The following is a 14,418-nucleotide window of genomic DNA, read 5'->3' on the forward strand; positions in this document are numbered from 1 at the left end:
GTACTGATTTCGCGCGGCGCGCTTGTCGCGGCACCGTTAGCCGTTGAGACCCTCGGCGTTCATCTCGAATTAACGTGGCGGGCTTGCTCTTTGCGGCGCCACAGGTATATGCCGAGCGCGAGGATCACCACGAACGGTATGTCGGTGAGGAACTTGCTCCAATAATGATCGATCTCGGTAGCCGCCTGCACGGCCATCAATGCCCCATGGACCAGATTGGCCCACATGGTGAAGTCCAGGAACGAGGCGTAGCCAGGAGGGTCCGCCGCGGCGCGCAGCAGGAAGACTCCCCACACGATGTAGATCACCATCAGCATCGGCGGAACGTGCAGATGCTCGCTGCCGCAGCGCACGTCGTTCCATATCGTCCAGTTCAGCGCGCCGCCATGCTCGGCCAACAACGGCGACTGGGTTAGAAAGCCCACGAAGAGGGAGACGAAGATCGCCAACGTCAGCACGCCGTAGATGCGTAGGAACACCTGGAACGCCCTCATGACAGGGCCGCCGGCAGCTCGAACGGTCCCAGTGCGGCGACGTCCATGAACGACACGATGTGTGAGATCCCATCTGGCGCAACGGTAAGCACGTGCAGCGAATGCAGCCGCCGCTTCCCGTCCTCGGAACCGGTGTAGAGGGCCAGCGCCGGCTGCCCATTGGCCGAAGTCCGCAGGACCGATGCCTTGCCCAACTCGCGCATCTTCGCGCCGAGGAACCCGCCGACGTCGTCCGCGCCCCGAAACCAGGTGACAAGGGGCGGCATTTCGAACGTCGCGTCCTCGGTCAACACCGCCATCAGGCCGGTCACGTCGGCGTTTTCGAATGCGGCCACATAGCGGTCCAGCAACTCGCGTTCTCGGGTCTCCGGCGGTTCCACAACAGCGTCATGGTCGGCCGGCAGACGCGAACGGGCCCGCTGCAGTGCGCTGTTGACCGCCGCGACGCTCAGATCCAGCACCGCGGCGACCTCGGCCGCATTCAGGCTCAGCACGTCGCGCAGGATCAGCACTGCCCGCTGGCGGGGCGTAAGCACCTGCAGCGCCGCAAGGAACGCCAACCGCGCCGTGTGCCGGGCGGTGACCACCGCGGCGGGATCCGCCAGGGCGCCGGTCAGCACGGAATCGGGCGCGGGTTGCAACCACGTCAGCTCCGCCGAGCCGGCCTCCACCGCGGCAAAGGCATCCATCGCCGGGTCGGTGAGGTCCGACGGCAGCGGGCGACGATTGCGTCTCTTGATCCCCTTGATGAAGGCACGGGTGGCGATTCGATACAGCCATGTGCGCAGGGACGAGCGTCCCTCGAAGCCGTCGTAGGCGCGCCACGCTTCGAGGTAGACGTCCTGCACGATTTCTTCGGCGTCGTCGAGTGACCCGAGCATTCGGTAGCCGTAGGCGATCAGCTCCCGCCGGAACGGCTCGGCGAGCCGCCCGAAGTCCTCGTTGGTGTCAGTGGTGGTGGGCATGGCCGCCGTCCGTTGCTCCGTAGGTGTCGTGCCAGGGCCACTCGTTGATGTAGCGCTGGCGGCCCAGCGGGGTCAGGTCCAGGAACCGGTAGGTGCTCAGCATGACGTCGGCGCCCACCCCGTAGGCGGAGTAGGTGTGGAAGACCTTGCCGTCGTCCTGGACGAAGACGCTGATGCCCTGCCCGTCGGCGCCGTCGGCGGCGACGTAATCCAGCCCATCGCGCAGCAGCGTGGCCTTGTCCTTGTAGTTGTATTCGATTGGAGCGATCGACTCGTCGCTGGTGACGTGGAAGTCGTAGTTGAAGTCGCTGCCGTAGGACGAGTAGAAGGGCAGGTGCCAGCCCATCCGCGCTTTGAATTGGCTCAGCCGCGGATAGGGCGCCCGCGACACCAGCGCCAGGGTGGTGTCAGCGCCTTCGTTGAGGTGGATCGGGTTGGGCATGTTGTCGGCGGCGAAGGAGCAGCTGGGACATCCCTCGTCGATGCCGTGTAGCCACATGAAGTGGTAGACGATCAGCTGGCTGCGCCCGTCGAACAAGTCGATCAGCCGCGCGCTGCCGTCCGGGCCCTCGAAGGTGTAGTCCCTGTCGACCGGCACCGCCGGCAACGCGCGGCGCTGCTCGGCCAGGGCGGCCAGCTGCCGGCTGGCGGCCTTCTCCTTGGCGAGCAGATCGAGCCGCGCGGCGAGCCACTCGTGCCGGTCCGCGATGTGTGAGATCTTCATTCGGGTTTCCGTCCTTTCAACACATACTGAGGACCCGGCACGCAGAAATTCATCGATTCCGGCCGAAGTAGGCGCCAATGAGCCTGGCGCGGCTGACTATCGGCGGCGTTGCCAGCCGCTGTTCGAGCTCACGGTGAAACTTCCGGTCGGCTTCGCAGTCCGCGAACGCGTCGCTGGTGCCGTCGAACACCGCGACGTGCAGGAAGCCCGTTCCGTCCTCGAACTGGAACACCTGGTAGTCCAGCCCACCGGGATCGCGGGCCGTGAGCTCGTCCAGCACGTTCTCGATCAATGCCCGATTGTGCTCGGCCGAGTCGGCGCTGGTGTGGTACTGCACCACGGCGGCCCGGTGCATTCCCGTCACCCCCGTCCGTCCGTCCGCGCCAGCCAGCGCGGCAGGTCCTCGACGTCGGGGACGAGTTCGCGGGTGCGCGCGAAATCGGCTTGATAGGCGGGTGATTGGGCCAGCCATCGGAACATCGCTTTGAGGTCCTCGTCGTCGCCGAGGGCATCCGGCGGCAGTGAAACGTAGCTGGTGGGCGATCCCGACGCGTGCGAGATTCGCTGCGCGATCTGCTCGCCGGTCAGCTCGTCACCGGCGATCTCGGCCGGTGCCGCCGAAGCATCCCCGTTCAGCAGCAAGGCGGCCGTTGCCCGCCCGACGTCGCGCACCGAAATCAGCTGCACCGCAACATCGTTGGGCATCGGCATGGCCAGCTCGATGCGGTCGCCGTCGCGTCGGATCATCAGTCGCAGCGTCTCCATGAAAAAGGTCGGCCGAACGAAGGTGACCGGAACGGCCTGCCGCAGCAGCCCCTCTATGAGGTGCTTGCTCTCGAAATGGGGCACACCGCTGCCACGGTCAACACCGCCGACCGAGCTGTAGAGCAGAAACGGCAACCGCGCGGCCGCGGCCGCCGCCGCGATCACCCGCCGCTGTGCGACTTCACGAGCCGGGCCGTCGGGCCCGTCGTGGGTGGTCATCGCGAACGCCGCCGCGGCACCGGCGAACGCGGCCCTCATCGACCGCTCGTCCTCGGGGTCGGCGTACACCACCTCGATTCCGCGCTGGGCGAGCGCGAGTGCCTTGCCGCCGTTCGGGTTTCGCGTCGCCGCCCTAACCGGGACCGCCTGGTTGACAAGAGCGTCGACGACGGCGCCGCCTTGCTGGCCGGTCGCACCGATGACGGCGACCGGGCCGTCGAATACCGTCGCGGCTCCGCTAGGCATTTCGGTGGGCCTCCTGGGGCGCGCCGAACGGGGTCGTGTGTTGGCGAATGAAGGCTTCCAGCGACTGGGGCGCCACGCCGCCAATTGCTTCGACGACGTCGGTCACGGCGTCGAAAACACCGCGTTGGTGGCTCTCGGCCACCTGCGACAGGTGCTCGATCAAATACGGCGTCATGACGTCGACCTGTGCGAGGGCCTGCCTCCAGGCTTCGCCCGGAATGTTGACGTATTCGACGGGACGGCCCAACACCCGGCTGAAGACGTGGGCCTGTTCCGTCATCGTCAACGACGCCGGCCCGGTGGGCACGTACGTCTTGCCGCGGTGCGCGGCCGGATCGGTCAGGATGCCGACGACCACGCGCGCGATGTCTTCGCCCCCGATCGGGGCGTGGGCCCCGTCGCCGTAAGGAAGGTAGATCTTGCCCTCGGCGCGAACGGTCGGGGCCGCGACGTTGAAGAGATTCTCCAGAAAGAACGGCGGCCGCAGGTGCGTGACACCGATTCCGGACCAGTCCAGCACTCGCTCGGCCAACCAGTGTGCGCGGGCTGCCGGGCTGCGATGATCCGGGGCCGCCGTGATCTGGGACATGTTCACCACCGATTGCAGGCCCGCCTCCGCGCCGGCCACGGCGAAGGTCGCGGTGGCCTCTAACAGGCCTTCGGCCAGCGGATACGTGAAGTAGGCGCCCTGGATCCCGTCCAGCGCCGCGCGCACGTCGCGGTAGTCGCGGAGATCGCCGACCGCGATCTCCGCGCCCAGCTCCCTGAGTTGGTCGGCCCGTTCATCGGCCCGGCGAACGAACGCGCGAACTCCCAGCCCGCGCGCGAGCAGCTGTCGCGCCGCGTAATTGCCCGTGGCTCCATGGCTTCCACCCGCGCCCGCAATCAGGTAGCGAGTGGGTGTGTCCTGGGTCATCTTCGTTTCCTTTCGTGGGAAAACGCTCCGAACGCCTATACAGAGGCGGCGTGCCGCCCAAACTCATCGGGCGCTGGAAAGGAGGCGGCCATCTCTGACGGGCGCAAGGATTCCGCAAGAACTTCGCGGACATCCGGCAAGCGCTGCGCCGCAAGCTATGCGCTGTTGGTCAGCGAACGTCAGCGGCGCGAACGCCGATACAGCATGGCCCGACCCGTAGGCGACTCTCGGATGCGCTATCGCATGCGATATCGGACTCGTGGATCATCGTATGACCGCCGGTCGGTACTGATGTGGCGCATGTGACCTGATCTGAAGAGGAGCGTCGTGCTGAACGGAATCGCCCGCCTGGCCATCGCGGCGCCGCGCCGCGTCATGGCGGTGGCCGTTTTCGTCATGGTCTGCACCGCGATCTTCGGCATCCCGGTCGCGGTGCTGGTCGACGCGACGCTGGTCCGGATGCTGCTGGTGCCGGCGGTCATGCACGTGCTCGGCCGGGCCAACTGGTGGGCGCCCGGATGGTTGGCCCGGCTGCATGACCGGGTCGGGTTCAGCGAGAGCGGGGAGCGTGGGGCGGACACCGAGAAACCCGACTGGCGGGTGATCGGTCGCCGGGTGCTGTTCGGCGTGCAGAGCCGGCCGGTCTGATCAGACGGCGATAGCTTCGTCGACCGCGGGCTCGGAGAGCGGGCGGCGGCCGGTCAACAGGAGCAGCGCCAGTTCCTGGCCCGCGAAACGCTCGACGAGAAGCGGGACGTACTCACGCACCGGGCGGCCCTCGAACCGGGCATGAACACCCTGCACGACGGCGGCCACGGTTTGCGCGGGAATGGTCGAATACTTGCTGGTCAACCGATCGGCCACCCGGGCGATGATCGTCTGTTCACTCAACTCGATCACCGCGCCAGGTTCGCATGCGTTTCACACCGAAGTCAAACTCCGTTAACGGGGTGTCGGGAGCCCCGCCGTGCGGCTAGCTGAGTATTGTGTACTATACCGAGCATGGCGGAAAAACTCCCGGCGAAGCTGGCGGAACACCCCACCGTGAAGAAGGTGAGCGCCCGCCAGAAACGGCGCCCCGGCGTGCTGGACGCCGACTGGCTGCGCGAGCTGTGCCTGGCCGCCGGCGCCGACGACGTCGCGTTCGCCGCCGTGGACAACCCCGACCTGGCCTCGGAGGTCGAGCACGTCCAGGCGGCGCTGCCGGGAGCCAGGAGCTTCATCTCGCTGGTGGTCAAGATGAACCGCGACAACGTGCGCTCGACGGCGCGCAGCGTCGCGAACCAGGAGTTCCACCGCAGCGGCGAAGTGCTCAACGAAGCGGCCCACCGGATCGTGCGCCGGTTGCAGGACGCCGGTTATCGGGCCCTGAATCCGTCGGCGACGTTCCCGATGGAGATGGACAACTTCCCCGGCCGCATCTGGGTGGTGGCGCACAAGCCCGTCGCGGTGGCCGCGGGCCTAGGCGTTATGGGCATCCACCGCAACGTGATTCACCCGCGGTTCGGCAATTTCATCCTGCTGGGCACGATCCTGGTGGACGCCCCGATCAGCAGCTACGGTGAGCCGCTGGATTACAGCCCGTGCCTCGAGTGCAAGCTGTGCGTGGCGGCGTGCCCGGTCGGCGCGATCGGCAAAGACGGCGATTTCGACTTCGTCTCCTGCTCGGTGCACAACTACCGGGAGTTCATGGGTGGGTTCACCGACTGGGTGCAGACGGTCGCGGACAGCGCCGACGCGGCCGACTTCCGTTCGCGGGTCAGCGATTCGGAGAACGCGTCGATGTGGCAGAGCCTGTCGTTCAAGCCGAACTACAAGGCCGCCTACTGCCTGGCAGTGTGCCCGGCGGGGGAGGAGGTCATCGAGCCCTACCTGGAGAACCGCAAGGGCTTCATGGACTTGGTGCTGAAGCCGCTTCAGGACAAGAAGGAGACCTTGTACGTGCTGCCGAATTCGCGGGCGAAGGCGCACGCCGAACGCCGCTATCCGCACAAGCCGGTGAAGGTCGTCGACAGCGGTATCCGGGGGCGCTAGGGATCGCCCCCGGGTGAACCGCAAGGCGCTCGGCCACACCATGTTTCGCGGGCCCCGCGCCAACGGGGGCCGGACGTTTCTCTCACCGTGACTTTTATCCGCGGGCCCCGCTATGAGAGGCGGTGAGCCCTGGAGGCGCGGCAGACAATGGCGCCCCTGCCGCAGGGCTGTCGCCGGATGGCGCCCGCATCCCGGAATCGGCGAAGCGCCCATCCACCTGTGCGTTTGCGGTCCATAGCGCCGATTCGTTGCTGGGCATGTCGATCGACAACGGGACCGCGTAAACCGATCACGCGCGATCCCGGCGTTAACTTCGGGTTACACCGCGGCCTTTGCGTGTGACGTACTGCGGCGGTGCGGATGGGGCCGCGTTGCTGTCCGCGCGCAGATAGGGGCGTGCGCTGTTAGGCTTCCCGCCATGCACGCGGCAGCCCTTGTTTGCTCCCCATTCGTGCCTTGTTGTCGCTGACTCGTAAGCCCGTGCGCGGATTGGGAGTTGGTAAAGACCGGTTGATGTTCTAGCGCCTTCCGCAGCCACGGGACCGACACGCCGAAGTCCCACCCTGGAAGGCCACCAATTGCCGAGCGACATCCGTAGCGCACCACGCGGGCGGCGCGCCCGCCACATCGCGGTGCTGACCCTTCTGGTCGGCGTGGTCGCGGCATGCGGCGGCGGCGCCAGCGACATCGCGGGCGGCACCGGCCCGGCCAACGCGAACACGAAGATCACCCTGGTCGCCTATTCGGTCCCGGAACCGGGCTGGAGCAAAGTGATTCCGGCGTTCAACGCCTCGCAGGAGGGGCGGGGCGTGCAGGTGATCACGTCCTACGGGGCCTCCGCCGATCAGTCCCGGGGCGTCGTCGAAGGCAAACCGGCAGACATCGTGAACTTCTCGGTCGAGCCGGACATCACCCGACTGGTCAAGGCCGGCAAGGTCTCCGCGGACTGGGACAAGGGCGTCGCCAGCGGTATCCCCTTCGGGTCGGTGGTGACACTGGTTGTCCGCAAAGGCAATCCGAAGAACATCCGCGATTGGGACGACCTGCTGCGCCCGGGCATCGAGGTCGTCACGCCCAGCCCGCTGAGTTCGGGGTCGGCCAAGTGGAACCTCCTCGCGCCCTATGCGGTCAAGAGCGGCGGCGGCCGGGACACCAGTGCCGGCGTCGATTTCATCAGCAAGTTGGTGCACGAGCACGTCAAATTGCGTCCGAGTTCGGGTCGTCTGGCCACGGGTGTCTTCATCGAGGGCAGCGGTGACGTGTTGATCAGCTACGAGAACGAAGCCATCGCCATTGAGCGGCAAGGAAAATCGGTGGAACACGTCAACCCCACGCAGACCTTCAAGATCGAGAATCCGCTGGCGGTGGTGAGCACCAGTGCGCACCTGGATGCCGCGACCGCGTTCAAGAATTTCCAGTACACCGCCGAGGCGCAGAGGTTATGGGCGCAGTCCGGTTTCCGGCCGGTCGACCCCGCCGTGGCCGACAAGTTCCGCGATCAGTACCCGGTGCCGGTGAAGTTGTGGACGATCGCCGACCTCGGCGGCTGGAGCAAGGTGGACGCGCAGCTGTTCGACAGGAGCGGCGGCAGCATCACCAAGGTCTACCTGCAGGCGACCGGATGACCGCGGCCGTTCTCCCCGACCCGGAAGCGGTCCGGCCGGAACTCGAACCACCCGCCGGTGAGCGGCCGGAGCCCCGCCCGGCGCGTGCGCCCGGCGCGCCGGGCGGTTTATCGCTTCAGGTCGGGGTGGCGACGCTGTGGCTCTCGCTGATCGTGCTGCTGCCGCTGGCCGCCATCGCCTGGCAGGCCGTGGGTGGGGGCTGGCAGGCGTTCTGGTTGGCGGTCACGTCGCACGCCGCGCTGGAGTCGTTCAAGGTGACGCTGACGGTTTCGGTGGTGGTCACCATCATCAACCTGGTGTTCGGGCTGGCGACCGCCTGGGTGCTGGTGCGCGACGACTTCGTCGGCAAGGGAGTGCTCGACGCCATCATCGACCTGCCGTTCGCGCTGCCGACCATCGTCACCAGCCTGGTGATGCTCGCCCTCTACGGCAAGAACAGCCCGATAGGCATTCACTTGCAGCACACCCCGCCGGGCGTGGCGGTGGCGTTGATCTTCGTGACGCTGCCGATGGTGGTGCGGGCCATCCAGCCCGTACTGCTGGAAATCGACCGGGAAGCCGAGGAGGCGGCGGCGTCCCTGGGAGCGACCGGTCCCAAGGTTTTCACCTCGGTCGTGTTGCCGTCGCTGACGCCGGCCCTGTTATCCGGTGCCGGCCTTGCGTTTTCGCGTTGCATCGGCGAGTTCGGCTCGGTGGTGACGATCGGCGGGCAGGTGCCGGGCAAGACCGAGGTGTCGTCGCAGTGGATCCGCGCCCTGATCGAGAACGACGACCGCACCGGCGCCGCCGCGATATCCATTGTCTTGCTGTCGATCTCGTTCACCGTACTGCTGCTCTTGCGCATCGTTGGCGGCCGGAGGGCCAAACGCGAGGAGAAGGCCGCATGAGCTCGGGGCGCTACGCCCTGCGCTCGGTGGTGCTGGCCTACCTCGGTGTGGTGCTGGTAGCCCCGGTGACCATCATCTTGTGGCGCACCTTCCGGCCCGGCCTCGCGCAGTTCTACACGTGGATCAGCACGCCGGCGGCCATCTCGGCTCTGCACCTGTCGCTGCTGGTGGTGGCCATCGTGGTGCCGCTCAACGTCGTATTCGGCGTCTTGGTCTCACTCCTGTTGGCGCGCAGCAGATTCCGCGGCCGGGGAGTGCTGCAGACGGTCGTGGACCTGCCGTTCGCGGTCTCGCCGATCATCGTGGGGGTCGCGTTGATCGTGCTCTGGGGCTCGGCCGGCGCGCTGGGTTTCGTCGAAAAGGACCTCGGCATCCCGGTGATATTCAGTACCCCCGGAATCGTGCTGGCCAGCATCTTCGTCACCCTGCCGTTCGTGGTGCGCGAGGTCCAACCGGTGCTCCAGGAAGTGGGGACCGAGCAGGAGCAGGCGGCCGCGACGCTGGGTTCGGGTTGGTGGCAGACGTTTTGGCGGATCACGCTTCCGTCCATCCGGTGGGGATTGACCTACGGCATCCTGTTGACCACCGCGCGCACCCTCGGCGAGTTCGGCGGGGTCATTATGGTGTCGTCCAACCTGCCGGGGGAATCGCAAACGCTCACGCTGCTCGTGAACGATCGCTACAACCGCGGGGCCGAATACGGCGCCTACGCGCTGTCGACGCTGATGATGGGCGTCGCCGTCGCGTTTCTGATCGTCAAGGCCATTCTGCTCATTCGCCGGGCGCGAGCCCGGGCCCAGGCATGACAAGGAGACAACAACGATGACCGAAACCTGGGGTGACCCGACCGCCTACGCGATCACGGTGCGCGACGCCTATAAGCGCTACGGCGATTTCGTGGCGTTGGATCATGTGGACTTCGTCGTGCCGAAGGGGTCGTTGACGGCGTTGTTGGGGACCAGTGGTTCGGGCAAGTCGACGCTGTTGCGCGCCATTGCCGGGCTGGATCACCCCGACTCCGGCACGGTGACGATCGACGGCCGTGATGTCACGGGGGTGCCGCCGCAGCGGCGCGGGATCGGGTTTGTGTTTCAGCATTACGCGGCGTTCAAGCACCTGACGGTGCGCGACAACGTGGCCTATGGGCTGAAAATCCGCAAGCGGCCGAAGGCCGAGATCAAAAAGAAGGTGGACAACCTGCTGGAGGTGGTGGGGCTCAGCGGTTTTCAGACCCGCTATCCCAATCAGCTCTCCGGTGGTCAGCGCCAGCGCATGGCGTTGGCGCGGGCGTTGGCGGTCGATCCGCAGGTGTTGTTGCTCGATGAGCCGTTCGGGGCGCTGGATGCCAAGGTGCGTGAGGATTTGCGGGCGTGGTTGCGCCGCCTGCACGACGAGGTGCACGTCACCACGGTGTTGGTGACCCACGATCAGCAGGAGGCGCTGGACGTGGCCGATCGGATCGCGGTGCTCAACAAGGGCCGCATCGAGCAGGTCGGGTCACCGCTCGAGGTCTACGACTCCCCGGCGAACACATTCGTGATGTCGTTTCTGGGCGCGGTGTCCGTGCTCAACGGCGCGTTGGTGCGCCCGCACGACATTCGGGTGGGCCGCAACCCCGAGATGGCGGTGGCCGGCGGCGACGGCACGGCGGAGTCGATCGGGGTGGTGCGCGCCACCGTCGATCGGGTGGTCGCACTCGGCTTCGAGGTCCGCGTGGAACTGACCGCCGAGGCCACCGGCGGCCCGTTCACCGCGCAGATCACCCGCGGCGACGCCGAGGCACTGGCCCTGCGCGACGGCGACACCGTCTACGTGCGCGCCACCCGCGTGCCGCCCATCGCCAGCGAGGTGACGGAGGATCAGGCGGGAGTCGGCTCGGCCTGACGAGCACGCCTCGTTACCCGGTGGTCGTCCGGTACTGCGGGCAGTACGCGGACGACGACAGCCCCAGGAAGAAGCCGGCCTGCCTGGCCGAGAGATTCGCGTCCTTCATCAGCTTCATCACCAGCAGCGGCCGTGTCGTTCCCTGGTCGAGTAGCGCACACATGTTCCTGCCCATCCCGATGGCGACGTTGCTATCGGAAATCGGGATCCCCTGGCTCGCAAGGGCGGCGATGAACGCGTCATCGTTTTGGTCGGCCGATGCCGGCGCGGCGAAGAACGGCGCCGCGGCGGAAAGCAGGACCGCCACTAACGTCGACCACTTTCCAGAACCCATGTTTCTATGGGCCACTGTTCCTCTTAGTGCGGGCGAATGTGCTTCGGTTCAAAAATAACCGGTAAGGCAAGAACAACGCTCACATCATCGGCGGGAACGGCACCATCCAGTTCATCGAGTTGTCGGTCTTGCCCCGGTACTGCGGGCAGTAGGCGGCCACCGAAAGGCCGACGAAATAGCCGGCCTGCTTCGGCGAAAGCGGGGTGTCCTTCACGATCCCCATCGCCACCGCGGTTGACGCCTCGCCCTTGTCGAATCCGGCGCACACCGTATGTCCCATCGAGACCGCGGTGCCGCGGTCGGACATCGATATCCCGTTTTTCGCGAGGGCCGCGACGAACGCATCGTCAATCGGCTCCGCCGATGCCGGCGCCGCACCCAGCAGCGCCGCCGCGGACAACAGGACCCCGCAGGCGATCGACCACTTCGCTGCACCCGCATTCGTCCGGGTCATGGCCTGCCCCCTCAACGGGTGAATCGGCTTCGCGTCAAGAACGACTTGGTTGAACGGTAACCGAAATCTAGGCATTCCTCTCGTCGAGCGGCCGCAAGAATTCCGCAAGAACTTCGCGACGAAGCGGCAAGCGCCGTCCAGCAACGTATGCGTTGCCGGTCACGGCGACCGGCCCGCAAGGAAACTTCGCAAGAAAAGTGTCCGACCGCGGGGGAGCGGTGGCTCTTAGAAATGCGAGCGTCCGAACGGTCGCTGCGGCCTCGATCTTGGGACCGGTAGCGGCGCGAGACGGGTCAACTTGCACACAACTACAGACCACCTACCAGAGAGGAAACCCCGGTGAGCACCGACCTCGACAACGCGCCGACACAGCGCATGCGCGGCATCAGCACGCTGACCCCGGTGAGCGAACCCCGCATCGCCCACCGCGGCTGCTACGCGTCGGGATCGCGCGCCCTCGCGGTGACTGAGACGTCCACGCTCCCCCGGATCAAGGCCGTCGCCCCCGCCGTGACCCCGTTGCCCGCCAAGGCGGCGCGGAAATGGCAGGGCCTCTACGCGCTCAAGCCGTGGTACACGCGCCGGCTGACGCCGATCGTGAACGTCGCGCTGCGACGGAACATCTCGCCCGACGTCTTCACCGTCGCCGGGGTGCTGGCGGCGGGCGTGGCCGGAGCGACGGTCGCGCTGGGCTGGTGGCCCCTGACGGCGCTCTTCCTGGCGCTGCGGCTGGCCGGAGCCAACCTCGACGGTGCGGTCGCCCGCGCCCGCGGCGTCAGCCGGCCGTGGGGATTCGTCGTCAACGAGATCGGCGACCGCGCCTCGGACCTGTTGACCTTCGCGGGGCTCGCGGTGTGGGCGGCGCGACAGCGCGGCCCCGGGCTGCACTGGCTGTCCTGGCCGGTGATCATGGTGCTGGTCGCCGCGCTGGCCGCGACGCTGCCCACCTTCGCCTCGTTGGCCGGAGCCGCCGCCGGCGCGCCCCGGCGCAACGGGGGCCCGCTCGGCAAGACCGAGCGCTGCCTCTTCGTTTTCTTGGCCACCGCCTTCCCGGTCATCCTGCCGGTGGTGGCGACCCAGCTGGTGAACGGCTCGCTGATCACCACGGTGCTGCGGCTGCGGGCCGCTCACCGCGAGCTGGCGGCGAAGCGTCAGGACAGCCCGGCCGCGCAGGGCACGCAGGAATTGGCGGTGCTGGCGTCATGACCGCGACCAGGATCAGCAGCGTGCTGCGGCACCGGCTGTGGCGGGCGGTGTGCGCCGTGTCCGGCGGGCTGACCGTGACCGGCCGCTTCCCGGTGCGGGGTGGCTGCGTGGTGGTGGCCAACCACTCCTCGCACGCCGACACCGCGGTGCTGCTGGCGGCGCTGCCCGCCGGCGCCCAGCCGGTGTTCGCCGCGGCGGCCGACTACTGGTTCGACGTGCCGGTGCGCCGCTTCGTGGCGTCCTCGTTGATCGGGATCCTGCCGGTGCGGCGGTCCGGCAAGGACACCTACGCCCAGCTGCTGGCCGCGGCCCGCCCGGCACTCGAGGCTGGACGCACCGTCGTCATCTACCCCGAGGGCACCCGATCGACGGACGGCGACGTTGCCGAATTCCGTTCCGGCGCGGTCCGGTTGGCGCGTGACTGCGGCGTGCCGATCGTCCCGGTCGCGGTGCTGGGCACCGCCGAGGTGCTGCCCAAGGGCGCGAGCTTCATCTCCCACGCACCGATGCAGGTGCGCATCGGCGAACCCGTCGACCCGGCCGGCACGTCCGCGCCGCAGCTGCGTGAGCAGGTCATGGCCTTGCGGGGAGACGCCCCGGAGCCGCAGCTCGTCGAGCTCACGCACGCCGCCTGACGCTGCTCAACCGAGCAGATAGGCCAGCGGGAGGACCAGCAACAGCGAGTCGATCCGGTCGAGCAGGCCGCCGAAGCCCGGCAGCCAGGTGCCCGCGTCCTTGACCTGGGCCTGCCGCTTCACCATCGATTCGACGAGATCGCCGAGCACGCCGCCGAAGGCCACCGCCACCAGCAGGCCGAGGGTCATCGTGCCCAGCAACGTCAGCACCAGAAACGCCCCGATTAACGCACCGACCAGCCCGCCGACCGTCTTGTTGGGGCTCAACGGGGACAACGGCTTTCGCGCCCACCCGAAGAAGCGCAGCCCCTTTCCGCCGCACCAGGCCGCGACGTCGGTGGCCGCGGCCGCGAAGCACACCAGGTACGCGTCGGACCATAACGTCACCAGGTGCGCCAGGGACCAGCAGATCCACACCGAACCGAACGCGGTGAAAGTGGTTCGCCTGCCGCCGTTTTCGACGTCGCCGCTGAACACCGAGGGCAGCGCGCACGCCAGCACGATGATCGGCGCGAGGCGCAGCAGCGGCGGATGCAGCCACGCCGCAAGCGGATACAGCACGGCAAGCGCCAGCAGCAGATACGTGTCGGCCTTGCCAAGTTTCACCAGGCGCGCGTACTCGAACACCGCGACCACGGCGAGCGCGGCCGCCAGCGTCGCGGTGGTGCCCCGACCTATCCAGATGGGGATGCCGACCACCGGCGCGATCATCACCCACGTGGTCCACCGCCGGATCAGCTCACGCCGGCGCGACGCGAGCACCACGACGCCGGCGACCACCAGGATCACGACGGTGACCCACAGGAAGAACACCGACCGCGCGTACAGGTGCACGTGCAGCGGACCCACGTCGAAGTTCAGCGGCAATCGCCGATCCAGATGCAGGATCCGCAGGTAGTAGTCGACCAGCATCAGCGTGGCCCGTCCACATCAGCCTCCCAGCAAACTGTGGTCCAGGAAACGATAAGCGGTCCTGGCCGATCCGGGAAATGAAATCGCGTCATCGGGACCGGCGTCGGCTACCTGTCAC

The 14,418-nt window shown here is 67.4% G+C and carries 17 protein-coding genes and 1 pseudogene; 8 read left to right on the plus strand and 10 right to left on the minus strand.

The genetic code is table 11. The features are described from left to right. Positions 1-59: 59 nt before the first annotated feature. Genes AC5Y4S_RS26900 through AC5Y4S_RS26925 form a run of 6 tightly spaced genes read right to left on the minus strand, consistent with a single transcriptional unit; the run spans position 60 to position 4,329 of the window. Entirely contained in the window at positions 60-479 is a 420-nt protein-coding gene (locus tag AC5Y4S_RS26900) for a DUF6632 domain-containing protein (protein ID WP_500035610.1), read from the minus strand. 11 nt (positions 480-490) lie between these two features. Beyond that, positions 491-1,459 (minus strand): RNA polymerase subunit sigma-70, encoded by a 969-nt coding sequence (locus AC5Y4S_RS26905; protein ID WP_500035611.1) that lies wholly within the window; start codon positions 1,457-1,459, stop codon positions 491-493. Continuing rightward, a complete protein-coding gene (locus AC5Y4S_RS26910) occupies positions 1,443-2,183 on the minus strand; it encodes a DUF899 domain-containing protein (RefSeq protein WP_500035612.1) in 741 nt (246 codons plus the stop codon). Before AC5Y4S_RS26910 ends, AC5Y4S_RS26905 begins: the two co-directional genes overlap by 17 nt. A 49-nt stretch (positions 2,184-2,232) precedes the next feature. Continuing rightward, complete coding sequence (locus AC5Y4S_RS26915) at positions 2,233-2,538, minus strand: hypothetical protein (RefSeq protein WP_500035613.1); 306 nt, start codon at positions 2,536-2,538, stop codon at positions 2,233-2,235. Between the two features lie 5 nt (positions 2,539-2,543). Then, positions 2,544-3,413, minus strand: coding sequence for an NmrA family NAD(P)-binding protein (locus AC5Y4S_RS26920; RefSeq protein WP_500035614.1), 870 nt, complete (start codon positions 3,411-3,413; stop codon positions 2,544-2,546). Continuing rightward, on the minus strand, positions 3,406-4,329 hold the full coding sequence (locus tag AC5Y4S_RS26925) for an NmrA family NAD(P)-binding protein (RefSeq protein ID WP_500035615.1): 924 nt from the start codon (positions 4,327-4,329) through the stop codon (positions 3,406-3,408). Before AC5Y4S_RS26925 ends, AC5Y4S_RS26920 begins: the two co-directional genes overlap by 8 nt. A gap of 423 nt (positions 4,330-4,752) precedes the next feature. On the opposite strand from AC5Y4S_RS26925, the pseudogene AC5Y4S_RS26930 reads away from it, so the two are divergent. Then, positions 4,753-4,977, plus strand: a pseudogene (locus tag AC5Y4S_RS26930) (hypothetical protein); the annotation flags it as partial. On the opposite strand, the gene AC5Y4S_RS26935 reads toward AC5Y4S_RS26930, so the two are convergent. Continuing rightward, positions 4,978-5,229 carry a three-helix bundle dimerization domain-containing protein gene (locus tag AC5Y4S_RS26935; protein WP_500035616.1) on the minus strand — a complete coding sequence of 84 codons (252 nt, stop codon included), beginning with the start codon at positions 5,227-5,229 and terminating at the stop codon, positions 4,978-4,980. A 102-nt stretch (positions 5,230-5,331) separates the two neighbouring features. Here AC5Y4S_RS26935 and AC5Y4S_RS26940 point away from each other — a divergent pair, with 102 nt between their 5' ends. From AC5Y4S_RS26940 to AC5Y4S_RS26960, 5 genes are all read left to right on the plus strand, one after another. Beyond that, positions 5,332-6,363, plus strand: a complete 1,032-nt coding sequence (locus tag AC5Y4S_RS26940; protein ID WP_500035617.1) for an epoxyqueuosine reductase — start codon at positions 5,332-5,334, stop codon at positions 6,361-6,363. A 578-nt stretch (positions 6,364-6,941) separates the two neighbouring features. Continuing rightward, positions 6,942-7,988, plus strand: a complete 1,047-nt coding sequence (locus AC5Y4S_RS26945) for a sulfate ABC transporter substrate-binding protein (RefSeq protein WP_500035618.1) — start codon at positions 6,942-6,944, stop codon at positions 7,986-7,988. Next, positions 7,985-8,875, plus strand: coding sequence for a sulfate ABC transporter permease subunit CysT (gene cysT / locus AC5Y4S_RS26950; RefSeq protein WP_500035619.1), 891 nt, complete (start codon positions 7,985-7,987; stop codon positions 8,873-8,875). Before AC5Y4S_RS26945 ends, cysT begins: the two co-directional genes overlap by 4 nt. Beyond that, complete coding sequence (gene cysW, locus AC5Y4S_RS26955; RefSeq protein ID WP_500035620.1) at positions 8,872-9,681, plus strand: sulfate ABC transporter permease subunit CysW; 810 nt, start codon at positions 8,872-8,874, stop codon at positions 9,679-9,681. The genes cysT and cysW overlap by 4 nt, the downstream gene beginning before the upstream one ends. A 16-nt stretch (positions 9,682-9,697) precedes the next feature. Beyond that, entirely contained in the window at positions 9,698-10,759 is a 1,062-nt protein-coding gene (locus AC5Y4S_RS26960) for a sulfate/molybdate ABC transporter ATP-binding protein (RefSeq protein ID WP_500035621.1), read from the plus strand. Between the two features lie 13 nt (positions 10,760-10,772). Here the strand turns inward: AC5Y4S_RS26960 and AC5Y4S_RS26965 are convergent, their stop codons facing one another. Together AC5Y4S_RS26965 and AC5Y4S_RS26970 are read right to left on the minus strand one after the other, a co-directional pair. Beyond that, the gene (locus AC5Y4S_RS26965) at positions 10,773-11,093 is read right to left on the minus strand and encodes a DUF732 domain-containing protein (protein ID WP_500035622.1); all 321 of its coding nucleotides are present in this window, start codon (positions 11,091-11,093) and stop codon (positions 10,773-10,775) included. A gap of 79 nt (positions 11,094-11,172) precedes the next feature. Next, positions 11,173-11,547 carry a DUF732 domain-containing protein gene (locus AC5Y4S_RS26970; RefSeq protein WP_068183702.1) on the minus strand — a complete coding sequence of 125 codons (375 nt, stop codon included), beginning with the start codon at positions 11,545-11,547 and terminating at the stop codon, positions 11,173-11,175. Positions 11,548-11,886: 339 nt separating this feature from the next. Here AC5Y4S_RS26970 and AC5Y4S_RS26975 point away from each other — a divergent pair, with 339 nt between their 5' ends. Both AC5Y4S_RS26975 and AC5Y4S_RS26980 read left to right on the plus strand, forming a co-directional pair. Continuing rightward, the gene (locus AC5Y4S_RS26975; protein WP_500035623.1) at positions 11,887-12,753 is read left to right on the plus strand and encodes a CDP-alcohol phosphatidyltransferase family protein; all 867 of its coding nucleotides are present in this window, start codon (positions 11,887-11,889) and stop codon (positions 12,751-12,753) included. After that, positions 12,750-13,388, plus strand: a complete 639-nt coding sequence (locus tag AC5Y4S_RS26980) for a lysophospholipid acyltransferase family protein (protein ID WP_500035624.1) — start codon at positions 12,750-12,752, stop codon at positions 13,386-13,388. The genes AC5Y4S_RS26975 and AC5Y4S_RS26980 overlap by 4 nt, the downstream gene beginning before the upstream one ends. A gap of 6 nt (positions 13,389-13,394) precedes the next feature. On the opposite strand, the gene AC5Y4S_RS26985 is transcribed toward AC5Y4S_RS26980, so the two are convergent. Further along, positions 13,395-14,300, minus strand: coding sequence for a phosphatidate cytidylyltransferase (locus AC5Y4S_RS26985; protein WP_500035625.1), 906 nt, complete (start codon positions 14,298-14,300; stop codon positions 13,395-13,397). Positions 14,301-14,418 lie beyond the last annotated feature (118 nt).

It is taken from the genome of Mycobacterium sp. NGS64 (assembly GCF_059812245.1).

Bases quoted from the DNA above. Each gene is read 5' to 3' on its own strand.
- cysT (WP_500035619.1), top strand. From the start codon at position 7,985: ATGACCGCGGCCGTTCTCCCCGACCCGGAAGCGGTCCGGCCGGAACTC.
- AC5Y4S_RS26925 (WP_500035615.1), bottom strand. From the start codon at position 4,329: ATGACCCAGGACACACCCACTCGCTACCTGATTGCGGGCGCGGGTGGA.
- AC5Y4S_RS26965 (WP_500035622.1), bottom strand. From the start codon at position 11,093: ATGGGTTCTGGAAAGTGGTCGACGTTAGTGGCGGTCCTGCTTTCCGCC.
- AC5Y4S_RS26940 (WP_500035617.1), top strand. From the start codon at position 5,332: ATGGCGGAAAAACTCCCGGCGAAGCTGGCGGAACACCCCACCGTGAAG.
- AC5Y4S_RS26970 (WP_068183702.1), bottom strand. From the start codon at position 11,547: ATGACCCGGACGAATGCGGGTGCAGCGAAGTGGTCGATCGCCTGCGGG.
- cysW (WP_500035620.1), top strand. From the start codon at position 8,872: ATGAGCTCGGGGCGCTACGCCCTGCGCTCGGTGGTGCTGGCCTACCTC.
- AC5Y4S_RS26920 (WP_500035614.1), bottom strand. From the start codon at position 3,413: ATGCCTAGCGGAGCCGCGACGGTATTCGACGGCCCGGTCGCCGTCATC.
- AC5Y4S_RS26910 (WP_500035612.1), bottom strand. From the start codon at position 2,183: ATGAAGATCTCACACATCGCGGACCGGCACGAGTGGCTCGCCGCGCGG.
- AC5Y4S_RS26985 (WP_500035625.1), bottom strand. From the start codon at position 14,300: ATGCTGGTCGACTACTACCTGCGGATCCTGCATCTGGATCGGCGATTG.
- AC5Y4S_RS26980 (WP_500035624.1), top strand. From the start codon at position 12,750: ATGACCGCGACCAGGATCAGCAGCGTGCTGCGGCACCGGCTGTGGCGG.
- AC5Y4S_RS26915 (WP_500035613.1), bottom strand. From the start codon at position 2,538: ATGCACCGGGCCGCCGTGGTGCAGTACCACACCAGCGCCGACTCGGCC.
- AC5Y4S_RS26960 (WP_500035621.1), top strand. From the start codon at position 9,698: ATGACCGAAACCTGGGGTGACCCGACCGCCTACGCGATCACGGTGCGC.
- AC5Y4S_RS26905 (WP_500035611.1), bottom strand. From the start codon at position 1,459: ATGCCCACCACCACTGACACCAACGAGGACTTCGGGCGGCTCGCCGAG.